Below are 18,078 nucleotides of genomic sequence, written 5' to 3'. Positions count from 1 at the left end.
CCGGCTCACACCGCCACTGGCGCCTTGATCGCCGGCAGCGGATCGTAGCCCTCGATGGCGATGTCATCGAAACGGAAGCCGAAGATGTCCTTCACGCCCGGGTTGAGCAAGAGCCGCGGCAGCGCGCGCGGCGTGCGCGCCAGCTGCTCGCGGGCCTGCTCGAAATGGTTGCTGTACAGATGCGCATCGCCCAGCGTGTGCACGAAATCGCCCACGCCCAGTCCGCAGACCTGCGCCACCATGTGGGTGAGCAGCGCGTAACTGGCGATGTTGAACGGCACGCCGAGGAAGATGTCGCCGCTGCGCTGGTACAGCTGGCAGCTCAGTTTCCCGTCCGCCACGTAGAACTGGAACAGCGAATGGCAGGGCATCAGCGCCATCTTCGGGAGGTCGGCCACGTTCCACGCCGACACGATCAACCGGCGCGAATCCGGGTTGCGGCGGATCTCGTCCACCACCCAGCGGATCTGGTCGTGGGTCTGGCCATCCGCGCCTTCCCAGCTGCGCCACTGCTTGCCGTAGACCGGGCCGAGTTCGCCATCGGCATCGGCCCATTCGTCCCAGATCGAAACCTTGTTGTCCTTCAGGTAGGCGATGTTGGTGCTGCCCTGCAGGAACCACAGCAACTCGTGGACGATCGAGCGCAGGTGCAGCTTCTTGGTGGTCACCAGCGGGAAGCCTTCGCCCAGGTCGAAGCGCATCTGCCAGCCGAACACGCTGCGGGTGCCGGTGCCTGTGCGGTCGGCCTTGTCGCTGCCGTGCTCCAGCACGTGCCGGAGCAGCTCCAGGTACTGCCGCATCAGCGCGCCTCCGGCATCAGCGTCGGCGCGCTGCGCGAGCGCCACAGCCAGAACAGGCCCAGCAGGACCAGCGGCGTGCTCAGCACCTGGCCCATGGTCAGCCAGCCGAACGCCAGGTAGCCCAGTTGCGCATCGGGTTCGCGCACGAACTCCACCAGGAAACGGAAGCTGCCGTACAGCAGCGCGAACAGGCCGGCCACCGCGTAGCGCGGACGCGGCCTGCGCGAATACCAGACCAGCACCGCGAACATCACCAGCCCTTCCAGCGTGGCCTGGTACAGCTGCGAGGGGTGGCGCGCGAACGCGTCCAACATCCCGCTGTCGAACTGCGCCTTCAGCGCGGCAGGGTCCATCGAGGCGAACGGCGCCGGCAGCGCATGCGGGAACACCACGCCCCAGCCCTCGAACGCGGTGCCCTGGGTGGGCTTGCCCCACAATTCACCGCCGATGTAGTTGCCCAGGCGGCCGAAGCCAAGCCCGGCCGGCACCAGCGGGGCCACGAAGTCGACGGTATCGAAGAAGTGCAGCCGATGCCGGCGCGACCACCATGCGCCCGCCCCCAGCACGCCCAGCAGGCCGCCGTGGAAGCTCATTCCGCCTTCCCACACCCTGAACAGCATCAGCGGGTCGTGCAGGAACGCGCCGAAGTCGTAGAACAGTACGTAGCCGATGCGCCCGCCCAGCACCACGCCCAGCATGGCGTAGAACATCAGGTCGCCAAAGCCGTTGTCGTCCACGCCGGGCAGGCGGCCGGCGCGCACCCGTCGCCGGCCCAGCCACCAGGCCACCGCGAAACCGAGCAGGTACATCAGCCCGTACCAGTGGATCTTCAGCGGCCCCAGCGCGACGGCGACGGGATCGATCTGGTGGAGGATGGGCATGCGGCTGCGGCTCCGGGAAACGGGTCAATTCGGGACGGTTACCACTCGCCGGCGCCGGGTACCTTGTGCGCGACCGCCTTGCGGCGCATCAGCAGGTTCAGCCATTCCACCAGCACCGAGAACCCCATCGCGAAATAGATGTACGGCTTGGGCACGTGCACCTCCAGGCCGTCCAGGATCAGCACCACGCCGACCAGCAGGATGAAGGTCAGCGCCAGCATCTTCACGGTCGGGTTGGCATCGATGAAGCGGCCCAGCGGGTTGGCGGCCAGCAGCATGATCGCCACCGCCGTGAGGATCGCGAACACCATGATCGGGATGTGCTCGGCGATGCCCACCGCGGTGATCACCGAATCCAGCGAGAACACGATGTCGATCACCGCGATCTGCGCGATCACCATCCCGAACACCGCCGATGCCTTGGTGGTGCGCGGATCCTCGTCTTCGCCGCCGGTCACCATGTCGCGGACTTCCTGCAGGCCCTTCACCAGCAGGAAGGCACCGCCCAGGATCAGCACCAGGTCGCGGATCGAGATGCCCTGCCCGAACAGGACGAACAGGTCCTGCGACATCCGCGCCAGGTGCGCCAGGGTCACCAGCAGCAGGATGCGGGTGATGCAGGCCACCGCGATGCCGAGCTTGCGCGCGAACGGTTTGCGGTGTTCGGGCAGGCGGCTGACCGCGATGGAGATGAACACCAGGTTGTCGATACCCAGCACGATTTCCAGGGCACTCAGGGTCACCAGGGTGAGCCAGGCGTCCGGCGAAGCAAGAAAACTCAGGTCCATTCTTTACTCTTCATGTCGCGCCATCGCGCGGTTTACAGATAGCGCGGCAGCAGCAGCAGCGACCACACCAGTACCACGTTGACCATCAGCACGAACACCGCGGCCGAACCCATGTCCTTGGCCCGCCCGGCCAGTTCGTGGCGTTCAGGCCCGAAGCGTTCGATCACCGCCTCCATCGAGGAGTTCATCAGCTCCATGGCCATCACCAGCAGGCAGCTGCCGATCAGCAACACCTGCTCCACCGGGGTGGCGCCCAGCCACCAGCCCAGCGGCCCTAGCACGGCGAACATGCAGACTTCCAGCCGGAACGAGGATTCGTGCAGCCACGCCGCGCGCAGGCCCAACATCGACCAGCGGGCGGCGCGCAGCACGCCCGCCGGACCGCGCGGCAGGTGTCCGTAAAGGTCAGCCATGCGAGGGAACCGGGGGGCGGGCGGACATGGCGGTGAGGCGGGTTGGCATCTGGCGGCAGCGTCGAGGAGCGAATGCGCCATTTTGCCACACCCCGCTGCGGGCCCCGGCAGGCCGCGCGGCAGGCGCGGGCCGGCGCGCTACTGCGCGCGCAGCGCCTCGATCGGGTCCAGCAGCGAGGCCTTGCGCGCCGGGTAGTAGCCGAAGAACAGCCCGGTGCTGATCGAGAACGCCGCCGCCAGCAGCACCACCCTGGCGTTCAACTCCACCGGGAGGTTGCCGAACTTGCCCACCAGCAGCGCGCCGACAACGCCGATCCCGATGCCGATCACCCCGCCGATCAGCGAGATCAGCATCGCCTCGGCCAGGAACTGCCGGCGCACGTCGCGCGGGCCCGCGCCCACCGCCATCCGCAGGCCGATCTCCTTGATCCGCTCGGTGACCGACACCAGCATGATGTTCATGATGCCGATGCCGCCGATGATCAGGCAGATGCCTGCCACCGCGCCCAGCAGCTTGGACATCAGGTTGGTGGTGGCTGTGCGGGTGGCGACGATCTGGCTGATGTTGCGCACCGCGAAATCGTCGTCGGCGCCGGGCTCGATCTTGTGCCGCTGGCGCAGCAGGCCCTCGATCTCGGCCTGCGCGCTGGCCAGGTTGCGCGGGTCGTCGACGCCCACGGCGATGCTTTGCACCGCCCCCGGCGGCATGCCCTGCGAACTCGCCAGCCGGCGCCGCGCCGCTTCCAGCGGCACCACCACGATGTCGTCCTGGTCCTGGCCGAAGCCGCCCTGGCCCTTCGACCCCAGCACGCCGACCACGGTGAACGGCACCCGCCCCAGCCGCACGGTCTGGCCGATGCCGTCCTCGTCGTCGCCGAACAGCGCCTTGCGCACGGTTTCGCCTAGGATGACCGGCTTGGCGCCGCCGCCGTAGTCGCCGGCGTCGAAGCCCTGGCCCTTGGCCACCTGCCAGTCGTTGATCGCGAACCAGTCCGCCTGCACGCCCTGCCACTGGGTGGAAGCGTTGTTCTCGGCGAACACCACCTGGGTGCCGCCGCGCAGCGAGCCGGCCACGTACTGCACGCTCGGCACCTCGCTGCGGATGGCCTCCACGTCGCCCTCGCCCAGGCTCCAGCGGCTGCCCTGGGCCATGCGCGCGCCACCCGGCCCCATGCCGCCGAAACTGCTGATGTCGAGCCGCTGCGAGCCCAGCCCGGAGACCATCTTGTCGATCTCGGCCTGGGTGCCCTGGCCGATCGAGACCATCACGATCACCGCCGCGATGCCGATGATGACGCCCAGCGAGGTCAGCGCGCTGCGCATCCAGTTGCCGCGCAGGGCGAAGAACGCGGTGCGCAGGATGTCGAGGAAACTCATGCGGCCTCCGCGTCGGTCTGGGCGTGCAGCTCGCCGTCGCGCATCACGAAGGTGCGGTCGGCATGGGCCGCCACGTGGGCATCGTGGGTGATCAGGATGACGGTATGGCCGTCGTCGCGCAGGCGCTTGAACAGGGCCAGGATTTCCTCGCCGGTCTTGCTGTCCAGCGCACCGGTGGGCTCGTCCGCCAGCAGGATCGGCGGCTGGTTGACCAGCGCGCGGGCAATCGCCACGCGCTGCTGCTGGCCGCCGGACAACTCGTTGGGAAAATGCGCGGCGCGCGCGCCCAGGCCCACCGCCTCCAGCGCGGCCACGGCGCGGCGCCGGCGCTCGGCCGGCGGGATCTGCGCATAGCCCATCGGCATCGCCACGTTGTCGGTGGCGTTCATCCGCGGCAACAGGTGGAAGCCCTGGAACACGAAGCCGATCTTGTCGCGGCGCAGCGCCGCCAATGCCTCGGCGTCCAGCGTCGCCACGTCAACGCCATCGCACTCGTAGCGGCCGGCGCTGGGGGTGTCCAGGCAGCCCAGCAGGTTCATCAGCGTGGACTTGCCGGAACCGGACGGCCCCATGATCGCCACGAATTCGCCGCGGTCGATGCGCAGGTCGACCCCGCGCAGGGCGACCACCTCGGCCTCGGTGCCGGCCGAATACACCTTGCCCAGACCGCGCGTGAGGATGACCGGAACCGACTCCGCCGCCATCACTTGCTCTCCGCCGCCGAACGCTCGCCGGAGACGATCAGGTCGCCTTCCTTGATGTCGCGGCCGGAGATCTCGGTGCTGCTGCCGTCGCTGGCGCCAACCTTCAGCATGACCGGCTGCGGCTTGCCGCCGACCAGCTTGTAAGCCAGCACACGCTTGGCGCTGAGCTGGGCCTCCAGGCCGGCATTCCACTTGCCCCGCTGGGCCTCGTCCAGGCTGGAGACGAACGCATCGAACTGCTGGTTCAGGCGGTCGCGCATGCGCGCGCGCATCTGCGCCAGCATCGCCGGGTTGGCGCCGCCGTTGCCGCCGCCCATCCGCATGCCGCCGCCACCGAACAGCCGGTTGCCACCCTGCTGCTGGGACTGTGCCCCCTGCTGCGCCTGCGCCTGCGCCATGCGCTCGGCCTGGCGTCGCTGCATTTCCTCCAGCGCCGCATCGAACGCCGCCTTCTGCTGGGCGCTCAACCCCAGCGTCCCCGCCAGCGCCTGCAGATCCTCGCCGATGCCCGGGCCGCGCCCGGAGCCTGCACCGCCGCCGGCCGGCGCGCCCTGCGGCTGCAGTTCGGCAAGCGCCGAGCCCTCCGCCGGCTTGAAGCGCAGCGCGGCGTTGCCCAGCCGCAGCACGCCCTCGCGCTTGCTGACCTCGATTTCCGCGTTCACGGTCAGGCCCGGCAACAGGGTGCCATCGCTGTTGTCCACGGTCACCACCACCGGGTAGGTGACCACGTTGTTGTTGGTGGTGGCCGCCAGCCGCACCTGCTCCACCACGCCCTTGAAGCGACGGTCGGGGAAGGCGTCCGCGGTGAAGCCCACCGCCTGGCCGGTGCGCACCTGGCCGATGTCGGATTCGTCGACGGCCAGCTCGATCTTCATCTTCGAGAGGTCTTCGGCGATGGTGAACAGCTCCGGCGCCGAGAAGCTCGCGGCCACGGTCTGGCCCGGCTCGATCTTGCGGGTCAGCACCACGCCATCGACCGGGGAACGGATCACCGCGCGGTCGATGTTGACCTGGGTGTTCTTCAGCGACGCGGTCTGCTGGCGGATCTGGGCCTGCGCGGCGTTGACCTGGGCACGAGCCTGGTCGAGCGCGGCGCGGGAAAGGTCGAGGTCGCTGCGTGCGATCAGCTTCTGCGCGGACAGCGACTGCTTGCGTTCGAAGTCCAGGGTCGCGTTGTGCAGGCTGGCCTGCGCCTGCCGCAGCTGCGCCTGCGCGTTGGCGATCTGCGCGTTGCCCTGCTCCAGCTGGGCCTGGTAAGTGGACGGATCGATCCGCGCCAGCACGTCGCCCTTCTTCACCGGTGAATTGAAGTCGACCAGGATGTCGGTGACCTGGCCGGAAATCTGGCTGCCCACGGTGACGGTGGTGATGGCGCTGAGGGTGCCGGTGGCAGAGATCGCCACGCGGATATCGCCGCGCTGGACGGTTTCGGTGCGGTAGCCGCCGGCCTCGTCGGTGGCGGCGCGCTTGCTCCAGGCATACCAGCCTGCGGCCAGCACTGCGATGGCGGCAACGGCCAGGCCGGCCTTGCGGAAAGTGTTGCGGGAACGACGGGGCTGGCTCATGGGGACGGTCGGCTGGGATTGACGGGTGGGAACGCACGGATGCGCGTCCGGTTGACAGCCGCGCATCCTAGCCGCGTTGCCCGCGCGGCAACCGTGCCTTCAGTCCCGGTTGATCCTTCCGAACAGGATGCTGGCCCGGGTTCCCTGTCCGGGGGTGCTCTCCAGCCGCACCGGCCAGCCGCAGCGTTGCCCCAGCCGGTGCGCGATCGACAGCCCCAGCCCGGAGCCGACGTACTGTTCGCCCTCGCCCCGGTAGAACGGCTCGAACGCGCGCGCCAGCGTGGCCGCGTCCATGCCGATACCGGTGTCTTCCACCTCCACGCAGCCTTCCTTGAGCCGCACCACCACCCCGCCGGCGTCGGTGAACCGCACCGCGTTCGACAGCAGGTTGCCCAGCATCACCTGCAGGATGCGCGACGGCGCATGCAGCACCGGCTCCGCCTCGACTTCCAGATGCAGGGCCAGCTGCTTGTGGCGCAGGATCGGGCGGACCCGATCGACCTCACGCTCCACCACTTCCCGCACCACGACATCGTCCACGTCCAGCGGCGCCTGCTCGGAGCGGGCCAGGAACAGCAGTGCATCGATCACGGCTTCCATGCCCGCCACCGCGTCCTGGATGCGCGCCAATGAACGCCGCGAGGCGGGGGAAAGCCCGTCATCGTGTGCGATCAGGTCGCTCGCCACCCGGATCACCGTCAGGGGCGTACGCAGCTCGTGGCTGGCGTCACGGGTGAAATCACGCTCGCGCTCCGCCGCCTCCGGTGATGGATTGGCGGCAGAAGGCGGGCGCGGCAGGGCAACGGACATGGGCAGGCTTTCGGCGTCAGTCGGCGAGATCGGCGATCCGATACCCGGCGCTCTGCACGGTATGCAGCAGCGGACGCTCGAACGGCTTGTCCATCACCTTGCGCAGGTTGTACAGGTGGCTGCGCAGCGTATCCGAGTCCGGCAGCTCGTCGCCCCAGATCTCGCGCTCGATTTCCTGCCGGCTGACCACCCGCGGCGACTCGCGCATCAGGATCGTCAGCAGGCGCAGGGCGATCGGGGACAGCTGCAGCTCGATGCCTCCGCGGGTGGCCCGCAACGACGCCGGGTCCAGCACCAGGTCCCCCACCTGCAGCACTTCCGATCCCACCTGGCGGCGGTCGCGGCGGATCAGCGCATGCAGTCGCGCCTCCAGTTCGCGGATCGCGAACGGCTTGGTCAGGTAGTCGTCGGCGCCGGACGACAGGCCGGTGAGCTTGTCGTCCAGGGTGTCGCGCGCGGTCAGCATCAGGATCGGCGTGGCCTTGCGCGCGTCGCCGCGCAGGCGGCGGCACACCTCGATCCCGTCCAGCCGCGGCAGCATCAGGTCCAGCACGATGGCGTCGTAGACGTTCTCCGATGCCAGCCGATAGCCATCCAGGCCATCGGCTGCGTAATCGATCTCGAAGCCACGACTCTCGAGGTATTCGCCCACCATCTCGGAGATGTTGCGGTTGTCCTCGACGATGAGCACCAGTCCCGCCTGTTCCTGTTCGCGCATGCGCGCCTCGCTCGAATTGACTTGCCAAACGATGACGATTGCGGAGTCGAAGCCGCGTGAAGGCGTAATCTGCGCGCTCCCGCGCACACCGCCCGCCCGCATGCCCTACGACCGCCTGATTGCCCCGCTCCTGCTGGTATTTTCCAATGTATTCATGACCTTCGCCTGGTATGGCCACCTGAAGTACCGGGAGACCGCCCTGGCCAAGGTCATCCTGGTCAGCTGGGGCATCGCGTTCTTCGAATACCTGCTGATGGTGCCAGCCAACCGCATCGGCAGCACGGTCTACAGCGCGCCGCAGCTGAAAGGCATGCAGGAGGTCATCACCCTGCTGGTGTTCGTCGGGTTTTCCACCTGGTATCTCGGCCAGCCGCTGAAATGGAACCACTGGGCGGGGTTTGCGCTGATCGCGGTGGCGGCGTGGCTGATTTTTCTTGAGTGACCGCAGGCGTAGAGGGGTTCGCGTGACGGGTCCTGCGCGGGCATCCGCGCGGCCGGCACCCGTCCGGGGACACGCCGTGAATACATCCATGTAGGACCATCGGCGGCATCCTTGCCGCCGATGGTCCCCGGACGGGCACCGACCGCGCGGACGCCTGCCAGATGGTGTCGCTAGAACGGAATGCGGCCGATGAGGATGTCCCGGTACATCACCCAGTCGCCGGCGAACGAATAGAACGGATGCTTGAAGGTGGCCGGACGGTTCTTCTCGAAGAAGAAATGGCCGATCCAGGCGAACGCATAGCCCGATAGCAGCGCTGCCAGCAACCACCACGGGTTGCCGCCCTTGATCGCCAGCACGATGAAACCGATCGCGAAGCTGGTGCCGACGAAATGCAGGCGCCGGCAGGTGCGGTTGCGGTGCTCGCCCAGGTAGAACGGGTAGAACTCGCGGAAGCTGGAAAAATCCGCCATCTTTTTTCTCCCTCCGGCTTCCGCCGCCCTAAGGCTTATCACGTTCCGCCAGCTTGGCCCGCACCCAGTAGCGATCCTGCGCGTCCAGGGGTTTGCCGGCAAGGCCGCCATCGGCTGCCGCCATCGCTTCCATCGCGCGGAAGCGGCGCTCGAACTTGGCGTTGGCGCGGCGCAGCGCGTTGCCCACGTCCACCCTGGCATGCCGCGCCAGGTTGGCGCAGACGAACAGCACGTCGCCCAGCTCATCCTCCAGCCGGTCGCGCGCGGCGGCATCGCCGGGATCGGCGGCCACGGCATCGAACTCGGCGCGGACCTCGTCGATTTCCTCGTGCAGCTTGTCCAGCACTGGCGCCGGGCTAGGCCAGTCGAAGCCGACCTTGGCCGCCTTCTGCTGCAGCTTCACCGCACGCTGCCACTCCGGCAGGCCGCGGGCAATGCCGGCCAGCGCGGACGTATCGGTCTCGCCCTTCGCCGCGCGCTCGGCCCGCTTGATCGCGTCCCAGTGGCGCAGCACCGCGGCGCTGTCGTCGGCATCGGCCGTCCCTGCGGCAAACACATGCGGATGCCGGCGCACCATCTTGTCGCAGATCGCCGCCACCACGTCGCCGAACGCAAACGCGCCGGCTTCTTCGGCCATCCGCGCATGGAATACCACCTGCAGCAGCAGGTCGCCCAGTTCGTCCCTGAGGTCGGCCATGTCGCCGCGGTCGATGGCGTCGGCGACTTCGTAGGCTTCCTCGATGGTGTACGGGGCGATGGTCGCGAAGTCCTGTTCCAGATCCCACGGGCAGCCGCCGTCCGGGTCGCGCAGCTTCGCCATGATGGCGAGCAGGTCGGCGATGTCGCTCATGCCGGCAACCGCGCGCGCAGCGCGGCATCGCCCATCGCGATGAAGTCGCCGTTGAGCAGGGTGTCGCGCTGGTTGTAGCGGAATGGCCGCCCCTTCGGGTCAAGCACCGCGCCGCCGGCGGCTTCCAGGATCGCCTGCCCGGCGGCGGTGTCCCACTCGCTGGTGGACCCGAAGCGCGGGTACAGGTCCATCGCGCCCTCGGCGATGCGGCAGAACTTCAGCGACGAGCCGCAGCCGATCACCTCGCTGCCCGGCAACGCCTCCAGCAGCGCCTGCGTGCGCGCATCGCGATGCGAGCGGCTGGCGGCGATGCGCAGCGGCGCCTCTGCCGGAATGCGTGCATGGAGGGCGACGTCGGCATCGCCGTCGCGACGGAACGCGCCGCGGCCCGGCGCGCCGTGCCAGAGCGCGGCGGTGACCGGCTGCTGGATCACGCCGAACATCGCCACGCCGTCCTCGATCAGCGCGATGTTGACGGTGAACTCGCCGTTGCGCTTGATGAATTCCCGGGTGCCGTCGAGCGGGTCGACCAGCCAGAACCGCGTCCACTGCCGGCGCATGGCGATGTCGGCGCCGCTGGATTCCTCCGACAGCACCGGGATGCCCGGGGTCAGCGCGGCCAGCCCGGCGACGATGCAGCGATGCGCAGCCAGATCCGCTGCGGTCAGCGGCGAGCGGTCGTCCTTGTGCTGCACGGAGAACGCGCTGTCGTAGACCGTCAGGATCGCCGCAGCGGCCTGGCGGGCGATGGCGATCACGCCGTCGCGGAGCGCGTCATTCACCTGCATGCTGCTGCAACCATTCGCGCACCATGAACAGGGCCGCGATGCTGCGGCCTTCGGAAAAATCATCCTGCAGGATCAGCTGGCCGAGGTCGGCCAGTTTCCACGGCACCAGTTCCAGCTCCTCCGGCTCGTCGCCGGGCAGCCGCTGCGGATACAGGTCGCGCGCCAGCACCACGTGGGTCTGGTGGCTCATGTAGGTGGGCGCCAGCGTCAGGCTGCGCAGCACGCGCAGGTCGCGCGCGCCATAGCCGGCCTCCTCCATCAATTCGCGGTTGGCCGCTTCCAGCGGCGTCTCGCCGGCGTCGATACGTCCCTTCACCAGCCCCAGTTCGTAGCGGTGCACGCCGGCGGCGTATTCGCGCACCAGCAGCACGGTATGCGCATCCAGCATCGGCACCACCGCCACCGCGCCATGGCCACGCCCGTGCAGGCGCTCGTACAGGCGACGCTCGCCGTTGCTGAACTCCAGGTCGAGCCGCTCCATCCGGTACGGTCCGGCGTCGTGCTCGGTGATGCCGTGGATGACCGGCAGGCGGCGGCTCATGCGGTCGCCCCGGCGGCGATAATGGCGGGATGGAAGGACTTCACGATGGCCCAATGATAGCCGCGGCGGATGACTGGCGGGCGCGCGACCTGGCGGTGCTCTGGCATCCCTGCACGCAGATGCGCGAACACCCGCACGCGCTGCCGCTGTTCCCCGTGGCGCGCGGCGAAGGCGCCTGGCTGGTGGGGTTCGATGGCCGCCGCGTCCTCGACGGCGTCAGCAGCTGGTGGACCAACCTGCACGGCCACGCCGAACCGCGCATCGCCGCGGCCATCGGCCGGCAGGCGCACAAGCTGGAGCAGGTGATCCTGGCAGGCTGCTCGCACGCCCCCGCGGTGGAGCTCGCCGAGCGCCTGCTGGCCCTTGCCCCGCGCCAGCCCGGCCGCGATCCGCTGGCCAAGGTGTTCTATGCCGACAACGGATCGGCAGGCGTGGAAGTGGCGCTGAAGATGGCCTTCCACTGGTTCCACAACAAGGGGGTCCAGGGGCGCACGAAGTTCGTCGCGCTGACCGGCAGCTACCACGGCGAAACGCTGGGAGCGCTGTCGGTGGGCGACCTTCCGCTGTACCGGCGGGTGTACGCGCCGCTGCTGCTGGAAACCCTGTTCGCGCCGTCGCCGGATGCCTTCGGCGCGCGCGACGAGGCCGGGGCCATCGCCTGCGCCGAGCGCGCCGCCGATGCCCTGGCCAGCCTGCTGGACGCGCACGCCGGCGAGGTCTGCGCGCTGATCGTCGAGCCCCTGCTGCAATGCGCCGGCGGCATGCGCATGCATCACCCGCGCTACCTGCAACGCGCGCGCGAACTCTGCGATGCGCACGGCGTGTTCCTGATTGCCGACGAGATAGCCACCGGTTTCGGCCGCACCGGCACGTTGTTCGCCTGCGAGCAGGCAGGCGTCCAACCGGATCTCCTGTGCCTGTCGAAGGGCCTGACCGGCGGCTTCCTGCCGCTGTGCGCGGTGCTGGCCACGCAGGCCATCTACGACGGCTTCCTGGACGACTCGCGGGAGCGCGCCTTCCTGCATTCGCACAGCTACAGCGGCAACCCGCTGGCCTGCGCGGCGGCGCTGGCCTCGCTGGACATCTTCGCCGCCGACGACGTGTTGGCGCGCAATCGCGCCACCGCCGCCAGGATGGCCGCGCTGGCCGCGCCGTTGCGGGCCCACCCGGCGGTGGCGGAAGTCCGCCAGCGCGGGATGGTGGTCGCCATCGAGCTGCACCCGGAAACGGGCAACGACGAGGACGGCCACGCGGTGGAGATCGCCGGCCGCCGTGGCCTGCGCATGTACCGCGCGGCGCTCGGGGCCGGCGTGCTGCTGCGGCCGCTGGGCGACGTGCTGTACTGGATGCCGCCGTACTGCATTGAGGACGCCCAGCTGGAGCAGCTGGCAGCGGCCACCCGCGCCGCGCTGGCGGAGGCCGTCGCATGAGGCGTCGACCCTTCTCGCTCCTTCGTTCACCGGCACCGCAGAGGGCATTCCGATGCGCCTGACCCGCAGTTTCGTCGCCCTGCCGCTGCGCGCGGGCGAGACCGTCGCCCTGCCCGAGGACGCTGCCGCGCATCTCGTCCGCGTGCTGCGCCTGCAGGCCGGCGATGCCTGCGTGCTGTTCAACGGCGACGGCTTGGACTGCGATGCCCGCATCGTGTCGGTCGGCAAGCGCGAAGTGCTGGCGGAGATCGTCGCCACCCGCCGCGTCGACAGCGAATCGCCGCTGGCGATCACCCTGCTGCAGGGCATCGCCCGCGGCGAGAAGATGGATCTGATCCTGCAGAAGGCGACCGAATTGGGGGTCACCCGCATCCTGCCGGCAAGCAGCGAGCGCAGCGAGGTGAAGCTGGACGCGCAGCGCGCCGACAAGCGGGTGGCGCACTGGCGGGAAGTGGTGGTGTCCGCCTGCGAACAGAGCGGCCGCGCCCGCGTTCCCGAGGTGGCCGCGCCGCAACCGCTGGCGCGGGCGGCCGCGCTGCGCGAAGGCCGCGGCTTCATCCTCGATCCGTTTGCGCAGCAGGGGCTGGTGGCGCTGCAGGGGGGCGCACTGGGCGCCTGCACGCTGGCCATCGGCCCGGAAGGCGGCTGGTCGCCGCGCGACCGCGAGCAGCTTGCGGCGGCGGGCTTCGAAGGCCTGCGGTTGGGCCCGCGCATCCTGCGTACCGAAACCGCCGGCATCGCCGCGATAGCCGCCCTGCAGGCGATGGCCGGCGATCTGGGTTGAAGATGCCAGGCCGCGCTTGCGGCCGGGCAGGGTTTCAGGCGGCGGCCGCCAGCGCCGCGTGCAGGCGCTGCTCCAGCGCGGCCAAGTCAGGCACCATCGCGTCGTTTTCGTTCAGGCGAACGCGGGCCAGCACGCCGGCGGGCAGCCCGTCGCCCTCCTCCTGGGTTGCGAGGGTCTGCTCGGTCACCGTCACCAGCCGCGGGAAGCCCTGGGTCAGCAGCGCGAAGTACGGCCGCTTGGGATTGCCGCCCAGCGCCTTCAGCACGATCACCTTGCTGCCCAGGCCGCCCTGCTCCTCGGCGATGCCAGCGAACCGCGCGAACGACACCAGCGGCAGCTGCCAGCCGCGCCAGCGGATCCGGCCCAGCAACCAGTCCGGCGCGTCCTCCAGCGGTTCCGGCTCGGCATAGGACAACACCTCGGCGATGGTCGCGTTGGGCAGCAGCAGGCGCGCATCGGCCACCTGGATGAGCACGCCGCGGATGATGTATGCGATGTCGGACATGGAAACCTCAGGCAGGCCAGCGTTGCAGCAGTTGACGGGACATCCCGGCGAGGCTGTCCGCGTCGCCGCCGCGTGCCGCCAGCGCCTGGCTGGCGGCGGGATCGAAACAGTTCTCGGCCGCCTGGCCGAGCGCAAGCCCGCCGGCCATGCGCATCGACAGGGCCACGTCGACCAGTCCCGGCGACGCGCCGCTGAGCAGCAGCATGGCGCTGTCGGCGGGGCGCAGCGCGGCGAAGCGCGGTTCGCCGGCAGCCTCCACGAAATGCAGGCCGACCGGCGCCTGGTGGACGTCGATGTGGTCCGGCATCACGTGGACGTGGCCGGGACGCAGCGGCTCGCCTGCGCTGGCCAGCACCACCGGCATGCGCGCGGCGCGCTGCATCTGCCGGACCAGGCGGTCGTACTGCCCCCCCTCGATGCGCTGGCGCAACAGCACGGGGCGCGGGAAATGTTCGGGCAATTCGCCGAGCAGCTGGCGGACCGCATCCGGCCCGCCGACACCGGCCGCGATCACCACCGCGCCGTCCGGGTGGATCAGCGCCGAACCCACCGATGCCGCCGGCAGCGGCTGCATGGCGGCCACCTCCATGGTCAGGTCGCGCATTTCCTGTTCGAAGTCGCTCGCCGGCGCACCACCGGGCGGCGCCGGCAGGACATCGCGGTGGCCCTGCAGCTTGGCGGTCAGGTGCCGCGCCCATCGCGCCGCTTCCCAACCGTCGCGGCGGGCCGCCACCTCGGCGTCGTCGAACAGCACCAGCAGGGACGGGTCGGCCAGCACCGCGTCGAACTTCTCCAGCGCCGCTTCGGCCACCGGATCCAGCACCACCAACACCGCGTCCGGCGCGGCCGCGCGAATCTGCGCCTCCTCCGCGCTGGCCGGGTCCAACACCCCCGCCAGCGCCGCGCCCGCCTGCCGCAGCGCCGCCTCGGTGCGGTCGCGCGCGACCCCCGCGCGCGCCAGCACCAGCACGCGACGCGCGCTCATTGCGCGGTTCCGGCGCCCGCGTGCTCCAGCCCCAACAGCTCGAACACGTTGCGCATCAGCTCGGCTTCCTGGTACGGCTTGCCGAGGTAACGCTCCACGCCGATCTCGAACGCGCGCTGGCGGTGCTTATCGCCGGTGCGCGACGTGATCATCACGATCGGCACCTCGCGCAGGCGCGGATCGGCCTTCATCGCGGTGGCCAGCTCGTAGCCGTCCATGCGCGGCATCTCGATGTCCAGCAGCATCAGGTCCGGCACGATGTCGACCATCCGCTCCAGCGCATCCAGGCCGTCCTTCGCGGTGGCGACCTCCAGGCTGTGGCGCTCCAGCACGCGGCCGGTGACCTTGCGCATGGTGACCGAGTCGTCGACCACCATGACCAGCGGCACCCGCCGCTGGGTGCCGGGAACGTGGGCGACCTCGACGTCCGCCGGCGTCGCCGCGGCCTGCCGGCGCACCAGCGGCGCGACGTCCAGGATCACCACCACGCGGCCATCGCCCATGATGGTGGCCCCGAAGATGCCCGGCACCGAGGTCAGCTGCGGGCCACCGGTCTTGACCACGATTTCGCGGCTGCCCAGCACCTGGTCGATCGCCACCGCCGCCCGCAGCTCGCCCGAACCGACCAGCAGCAGCGGCATCTGCAGGTGGCCTTCGGCGCGCGCCGGCGCCGTGCCGACCAGCACGCCCAGATCGTGCAGCACGTAGTCCTCGCCGCCGTAGCGGTAAGTCGCGCCGGCCTGCGCCAGCTCCTCGCGGGAGATGCGGCCGACGCCACGGACCGAGGCGATCGGCACCGCATACTCGGTCTCGCCGATCCTGACGAAGACCGCCTGCGTCACCGCCAGGGTCTGCGGCAGGCGCAGGGTGAACGCCGTGCCCTTGCCGGGCTGCGACGCGATGTCGATGGTGCCGCCCAGCTGGCGGACCTCGCTGGCGACCACGTCCATGCCCACGCCGCGGCCGGCCAGCCGGCTGACGGTTTCGGCGGTGGAGAAGCCGGGCTGCATGATCAGCTGATCGAGTTCGATGTCGGTCAGCTGCGCGTCCGCCGCAATCAGGCCACGCTCAACGCCGCGTGCGCGGATCGCGGCCCGGTTCAGGCCGGCGCCGTCGTCGGAGATCTGCAGGACGACTTCCGAGCCTTCGCGGCGCACCGCCACGCGGATACTGCCTTCCTCCGCCTTGCCGGCGGAGCGGCGGGCATCCGGCGCCTCGAGGCCGTGGGCGATGGCGTTGCGCAGCATGTGCTCCAGCGGCGCGGTCATGCGCTCCAGCACGTTGCGGTCGAGTTCGCCCTGCGCGCCGTCCAGCTTGAGCTGCGCCTGCTTGCCGGTTTCGGCGGCGGCCTGGCGGATCACCCGGCGCAGGCGCGGCACCAGCGAGTCGAACGGCAGCATGCGCGTGCGCATGAGGCCTTCCTGCAGCTCCGAGCTCACCCGCGACTGCTGGGTGAGCAGGGTTTCGTACTGGCGGGTCAGGTCGTCCATCGACCCGTGCAGGCTCTGCAGGTCGGCCGCCGATTCGGCCAGCGCGCGCGAGAGCTGCTGCAGGGTACTGAAGCGGTCGAGCTCCAGCGGATCGAAGGCTTCGTTGCCGGTGTCGTGCTCGCGCTGGAAGCGGGCGATGATCTGCGCTTCGGTTTCCGAATCCAGGCGGCGCAGCTGGTCGCGCAGGCGCAGGTTGGTCTGCTCCATTTCGGCGGCGGTGCTGCGGAACGCCGCCAGCTGCTGCTCGAGGCGGGCGCGATAGATGGCGACCTCACCCGCGTAGTTCACCAGGCGGTCGAGCAGGTCGGCGCGGATGCGTACCTGTTCCTGCGGCGCGCGCACGCCGATCTCGTCGTCCTCGCCGAACCCGTCCTGGCCCATCGGCGCAGACAGCGGCTTGAGTCCGATCTTCGCGGTGGGCTGCACTGCCGGGACCGGGCCGGCACCGGCCGCCGGCCCCGCCACCGCCGCCGGGCGCTGTTCCGCACGTGCATTGAATTCCTCGATCAGCGCATCCGGCATGCCCAGCGCACGGCGCGCGGCGATGCGGGTGATCATGCCGTGCAGGCGGTCGAACCCGCGTTCCAGCAGCGGCACGCCATCCATGCCGAAGTCGATCTTCTGCGCCGCCACGGCTTCCAGCAGCGACTCCATGGCGTGGCCCAGTTCGCCGGCAGGCATCATGCCGGCCATGCGCGCGCCACCCTTGAGCGTGTGCAGGTCGCGCTGCAGGCCCACCACCAGTTCGTTGTCGTCCGGGGTCTCGCGCAGCTTCGCCAGCAGCCCGTCGGAGTGGTCCAGCAGGTCGCCTGCCTCCTCGACGAAGATGTCGACCAGCTCCAGGTCCAGTTCGCTGGTATCCAGCGGCTCGTCCGGGTCCTCGCTCGCTCCCGCGCTGGCCTGCAGTGCGGCCAGCGCCGCTTGCTCGCGCGCCCTGGCCGCTGCTGCGGCTTCCGCGGCGCGGCGTTCCGCGTCGGCGCGTTCGGCCTCCGCGCGGCGTGCCGCGGCGCGCTCCGCCTCGAGGCGCTCGGCCTCGGCGCGCGCGGCGGCGATGCGTTCGGCTTCGGCGCGCTCGGCTTCGCGCCGCGCCGCCTCTTCGGCGGCGATGCGCTCGGCTTCCGCACGCGCCGCTTCTTCCGCCGCGAGGCGTTCGGCCTCGGCCTGCTCGGCCGCCAGACGCGCCGCCTCGGCTTCTTCCGCAGCGATGCGTTCGGCCTCCTGGCGCGCGGCTTCTTCCGCCGCCACGCGCTCGGCCTCGGCCTGCTCTGCGGCTACGCGCGCGGCCTCTGCCTCCTCCGCGGCAATGCGTTCGACTTCGAGGCGCGCGGCCTCTTCCGCCAGCTGACGTTCGGCTTCTTCCGCCGCAAGGCGTTCGGCTTCCCGCCGCGCCGCTTCCTCCGCCGCGAGGCGCTCGGCTTCGGCTTGCTCGGCCGCCATACGCGCCGCATCGGCTTCTTCCGCAGCGATGCGCTCGGCTTCCTGGCGCGCGGCTTCCTCCGCTGCGAGGCGCTCGGCTTCGGCCTGCTCGGCCACCAGACGCGCTGCTTCGGCTTCTTCCGCAGCAATGCGTTCGGCTTCCCGGCGCGCGGCTTCTCCCGCCGCGAGGCGCTCGGCTTCGGCCTGCTCGGCCGCCAGACGCGCCGCTTCAGCTTCTTCCGCAGCGATGCGTTCGGCCTCTTGGCGCGCGGCTTCTTCCGCCGCGAGACGCTCGGCTTCGGCCTGCTCGGCCGCCAG

Annotated in this window: 19 protein-coding genes and 1 pseudogene; 4 read left to right on the top strand and 16 right to left on the bottom strand. The window is 70.1% G+C overall.

Annotated features, from left to right (window positions below):
- Positions 1 to 5 precede the first annotated feature (5 nt).
- The 9 genes from SPK54_RS01740 to SPK54_RS01700 all read right to left on the bottom strand — a co-directional run bounded on the left by SPK54_RS01740 (position 6) and on the right by SPK54_RS01700 (position 8,056).
- Positions 6 to 800: a thymidylate synthase gene (locus tag SPK54_RS01740; RefSeq protein ID WP_330946226.1), complete on the bottom strand. Its 795-nt coding sequence runs from the start codon at positions 798 to 800 to the stop codon at positions 6 to 8.
- Positions 800 to 1,681 (bottom strand): prolipoprotein diacylglyceryl transferase, encoded by an 882-nt coding sequence (lgt, locus tag SPK54_RS01735; RefSeq protein ID WP_330946225.1) that lies wholly within the window; start codon positions 1,679 to 1,681, stop codon positions 800 to 802. The genes SPK54_RS01740 and lgt overlap by 1 nt, the downstream gene beginning before the upstream one ends.
- A 38-nt stretch (positions 1,682 to 1,719) precedes the next feature.
- A complete protein-coding gene (locus tag SPK54_RS01730) occupies positions 1,720 to 2,469 on the bottom strand; it encodes a TerC family protein (RefSeq protein ID WP_330946224.1) in 750 nt (249 codons plus the stop codon).
- A 32-nt stretch (positions 2,470 to 2,501) separates the two neighbouring features.
- A complete protein-coding gene (locus SPK54_RS01725; protein WP_330946223.1) occupies positions 2,502 to 2,882 on the bottom strand; it encodes a diacylglycerol kinase in 381 nt (126 codons plus the stop codon).
- A gap of 138 nt (positions 2,883 to 3,020) precedes the next feature.
- Positions 3,021 to 4,259, bottom strand: a complete 1,239-nt coding sequence (locus tag SPK54_RS01720; RefSeq protein ID WP_330946222.1) for an ABC transporter permease — start codon at positions 4,257 to 4,259, stop codon at positions 3,021 to 3,023.
- Entirely contained in the window at positions 4,256 to 4,963 is a 708-nt protein-coding gene (locus SPK54_RS01715) for an ABC transporter ATP-binding protein (protein ID WP_330946221.1), read from the bottom strand. The genes SPK54_RS01720 and SPK54_RS01715 overlap by 4 nt, the downstream gene beginning before the upstream one ends.
- Complete coding sequence (locus SPK54_RS01710) at positions 4,963 to 6,528, bottom strand: efflux RND transporter periplasmic adaptor subunit (RefSeq protein WP_330946220.1); 1,566 nt, start codon at positions 6,526 to 6,528, stop codon at positions 4,963 to 4,965. The genes SPK54_RS01715 and SPK54_RS01710 overlap by 1 nt, the downstream gene beginning before the upstream one ends.
- Before the next feature lie 99 nt (positions 6,529 to 6,627).
- On the bottom strand, positions 6,628 to 7,338 hold the full coding sequence (locus tag SPK54_RS01705) for a HAMP domain-containing sensor histidine kinase (RefSeq protein ID WP_330946219.1): 711 nt from the start codon (positions 7,336 to 7,338) through the stop codon (positions 6,628 to 6,630).
- A 16-nt stretch (positions 7,339 to 7,354) separates the two neighbouring features.
- Positions 7,355 to 8,056: a response regulator transcription factor gene (locus tag SPK54_RS01700; RefSeq protein WP_190281827.1), complete on the bottom strand. Its 702-nt coding sequence runs from the start codon at positions 8,054 to 8,056 to the stop codon at positions 7,355 to 7,357.
- 100 nt (positions 8,057 to 8,156) lie between these two features.
- Here SPK54_RS01700 and SPK54_RS01695 point away from each other — a divergent pair, with 100 nt between their 5' ends.
- Entirely contained in the window at positions 8,157 to 8,498 is a 342-nt protein-coding gene (locus SPK54_RS01695; RefSeq protein WP_330946218.1) for a DMT family protein, read from the top strand.
- 170 nt (positions 8,499 to 8,668) lie between these two features.
- On the opposite strand, the gene SPK54_RS01690 is transcribed toward SPK54_RS01695, so the two are convergent.
- From SPK54_RS01690 to nudE, 4 genes are read right to left on the bottom strand one after another with little or no spacing between them, the layout of a single operon-like run.
- Positions 8,669 to 8,971: a DUF962 domain-containing protein gene (locus tag SPK54_RS01690; protein WP_330946217.1), complete on the bottom strand. Its 303-nt coding sequence runs from the start codon at positions 8,969 to 8,971 to the stop codon at positions 8,669 to 8,671.
- A gap of 28 nt (positions 8,972 to 8,999) precedes the next feature.
- A complete protein-coding gene (mazG, locus tag SPK54_RS01685; protein ID WP_330946216.1) occupies positions 9,000 to 9,821 on the bottom strand; it encodes a nucleoside triphosphate pyrophosphohydrolase in 822 nt (273 codons plus the stop codon).
- Positions 9,818 to 10,609, bottom strand: coding sequence for a 3'(2'),5'-bisphosphate nucleotidase CysQ (gene cysQ / locus SPK54_RS01680; RefSeq protein ID WP_330946215.1), 792 nt, complete (start codon positions 10,607 to 10,609; stop codon positions 9,818 to 9,820). Before cysQ ends, mazG begins: the two co-directional genes overlap by 4 nt.
- Complete coding sequence (gene nudE, locus SPK54_RS01675) at positions 10,596 to 11,150, bottom strand: ADP compounds hydrolase NudE (RefSeq protein ID WP_330946214.1); 555 nt, start codon at positions 11,148 to 11,150, stop codon at positions 10,596 to 10,598. Before nudE ends, cysQ begins: the two co-directional genes overlap by 14 nt.
- Positions 11,151 to 11,179: 29 nt before the next feature.
- Here nudE and SPK54_RS01670 point away from each other — a divergent pair, with 29 nt between their 5' ends.
- Both SPK54_RS01670 and SPK54_RS01665 read left to right on the top strand, forming a co-directional pair.
- A complete protein-coding gene (locus tag SPK54_RS01670) occupies positions 11,180 to 12,580 on the top strand; it encodes an adenosylmethionine--8-amino-7-oxononanoate transaminase (protein ID WP_330946213.1) in 1,401 nt (466 codons plus the stop codon).
- Between the two features lie 52 nt (positions 12,581 to 12,632).
- The gene (locus SPK54_RS01665; protein ID WP_330946212.1) at positions 12,633 to 13,364 is read left to right on the top strand and encodes a 16S rRNA (uracil(1498)-N(3))-methyltransferase; all 732 of its coding nucleotides are present in this window, start codon (positions 12,633 to 12,635) and stop codon (positions 13,362 to 13,364) included.
- A gap of 34 nt (positions 13,365 to 13,398) precedes the next feature.
- Here SPK54_RS01665 and SPK54_RS01660 read toward each other — a convergent pair whose 3' ends face one another.
- The 3 genes and pseudogenes from SPK54_RS01660 to SPK54_RS01650 form a co-directional block, all read right to left on the bottom strand.
- A complete protein-coding gene (locus tag SPK54_RS01660) occupies positions 13,399 to 13,869 on the bottom strand; it encodes a chemotaxis protein CheW (RefSeq protein WP_330946211.1) in 471 nt (156 codons plus the stop codon).
- 7 nt (positions 13,870 to 13,876) lie between these two features.
- Positions 13,877 to 14,854: a chemotaxis protein CheB gene (locus SPK54_RS01655; protein WP_330946210.1), complete on the bottom strand. Its 978-nt coding sequence runs from the start codon at positions 14,852 to 14,854 to the stop codon at positions 13,877 to 13,879.
- A pseudogene (locus SPK54_RS01650) lies at positions 14,851 to 17,796 on the bottom strand (hybrid sensor histidine kinase/response regulator); the annotation flags it as partial. The gene SPK54_RS01655 and the pseudogene SPK54_RS01650, both read right to left, overlap by 4 nt.
- On the opposite strand from SPK54_RS01650, the gene SPK54_RS01645 reads away from it, so the two are divergent.
- The coding region (locus SPK54_RS01645; RefSeq protein ID WP_330946504.1) for a hypothetical protein at positions 17,767 to 18,078 on the top strand (312 nt) is incomplete at its 3' end. The pseudogene SPK54_RS01650 and the gene SPK54_RS01645 sit on opposite strands and share 30 nt — an antisense overlap.

Origin of the sequence: Thermomonas sp. LB-4 (genome assembly GCF_036409385.1) — a bacterium.
Classification (GTDB): Bacteria; Pseudomonadota; Gammaproteobacteria; order Xanthomonadales; family Xanthomonadaceae; genus Thermomonas.
Note: the sequence above shows the minus strand (reverse complement) of the source record. Positions and strands in the feature narration are given on the sequence as shown.

Bases quoted from the DNA above. Each gene is read 5' to 3' on its own strand.
- SPK54_RS01665 (WP_330946212.1), top strand. From the start codon at position 12,633: ATGCGCCTGACCCGCAGTTTCGTCGCCCTGCCGCTGCGCGCGGGCGAG.
- SPK54_RS01670 (WP_330946213.1), top strand. From the start codon at position 11,180: ATGGAAGGACTTCACGATGGCCCAATGATAGCCGCGGCGGATGACTGG.
- mazG (WP_330946216.1), bottom strand. From the start codon at position 9,821: ATGAGCGACATCGCCGACCTGCTCGCCATCATGGCGAAGCTGCGCGAC.
- SPK54_RS01660 (WP_330946211.1), bottom strand. From the start codon at position 13,869: ATGTCCGACATCGCATACATCATCCGCGGCGTGCTCATCCAGGTGGCC.
- SPK54_RS01705 (WP_330946219.1), bottom strand. From the start codon at position 7,338: ATGTCCGTTGCCCTGCCGCGCCCGCCTTCTGCCGCCAATCCATCACCG.
- lgt (WP_330946225.1), bottom strand. From the start codon at position 1,681: ATGCCCATCCTCCACCAGATCGATCCCGTCGCCGTCGCGCTGGGGCCG.
- SPK54_RS01720 (WP_330946222.1), bottom strand. From the start codon at position 4,259: ATGAGTTTCCTCGACATCCTGCGCACCGCGTTCTTCGCCCTGCGCGGC.
- SPK54_RS01715 (WP_330946221.1), bottom strand. From the start codon at position 4,963: ATGGCGGCGGAGTCGGTTCCGGTCATCCTCACGCGCGGTCTGGGCAAG.
- SPK54_RS01695 (WP_330946218.1), top strand. From the start codon at position 8,157: ATGCCCTACGACCGCCTGATTGCCCCGCTCCTGCTGGTATTTTCCAAT.
- SPK54_RS01740 (WP_330946226.1), bottom strand. From the start codon at position 800: ATGCGGCAGTACCTGGAGCTGCTCCGGCACGTGCTGGAGCACGGCAGC.
- SPK54_RS01710 (WP_330946220.1), bottom strand. From the start codon at position 6,528: ATGAGCCAGCCCCGTCGTTCCCGCAACACTTTCCGCAAGGCCGGCCTG.
- cysQ (WP_330946215.1), bottom strand. From the start codon at position 10,609: ATGCAGGTGAATGACGCGCTCCGCGACGGCGTGATCGCCATCGCCCGC.
- SPK54_RS01730 (WP_330946224.1), bottom strand. From the start codon at position 2,469: ATGGACCTGAGTTTTCTTGCTTCGCCGGACGCCTGGCTCACCCTGGTG.
- nudE (WP_330946214.1), bottom strand. From the start codon at position 11,150: ATGAGCCGCCGCCTGCCGGTCATCCACGGCATCACCGAGCACGACGCC.
- SPK54_RS01690 (WP_330946217.1), bottom strand. From the start codon at position 8,971: ATGGCGGATTTTTCCAGCTTCCGCGAGTTCTACCCGTTCTACCTGGGC.
- SPK54_RS01725 (WP_330946223.1), bottom strand. From the start codon at position 2,882: ATGGCTGACCTTTACGGACACCTGCCGCGCGGTCCGGCGGGCGTGCTG.
- SPK54_RS01655 (WP_330946210.1), bottom strand. From the start codon at position 14,854: ATGAGCGCGCGTCGCGTGCTGGTGCTGGCGCGCGCGGGGGTCGCGCGC.
- SPK54_RS01700 (WP_190281827.1), bottom strand. From the start codon at position 8,056: ATGCGCGAACAGGAACAGGCGGGACTGGTGCTCATCGTCGAGGACAAC.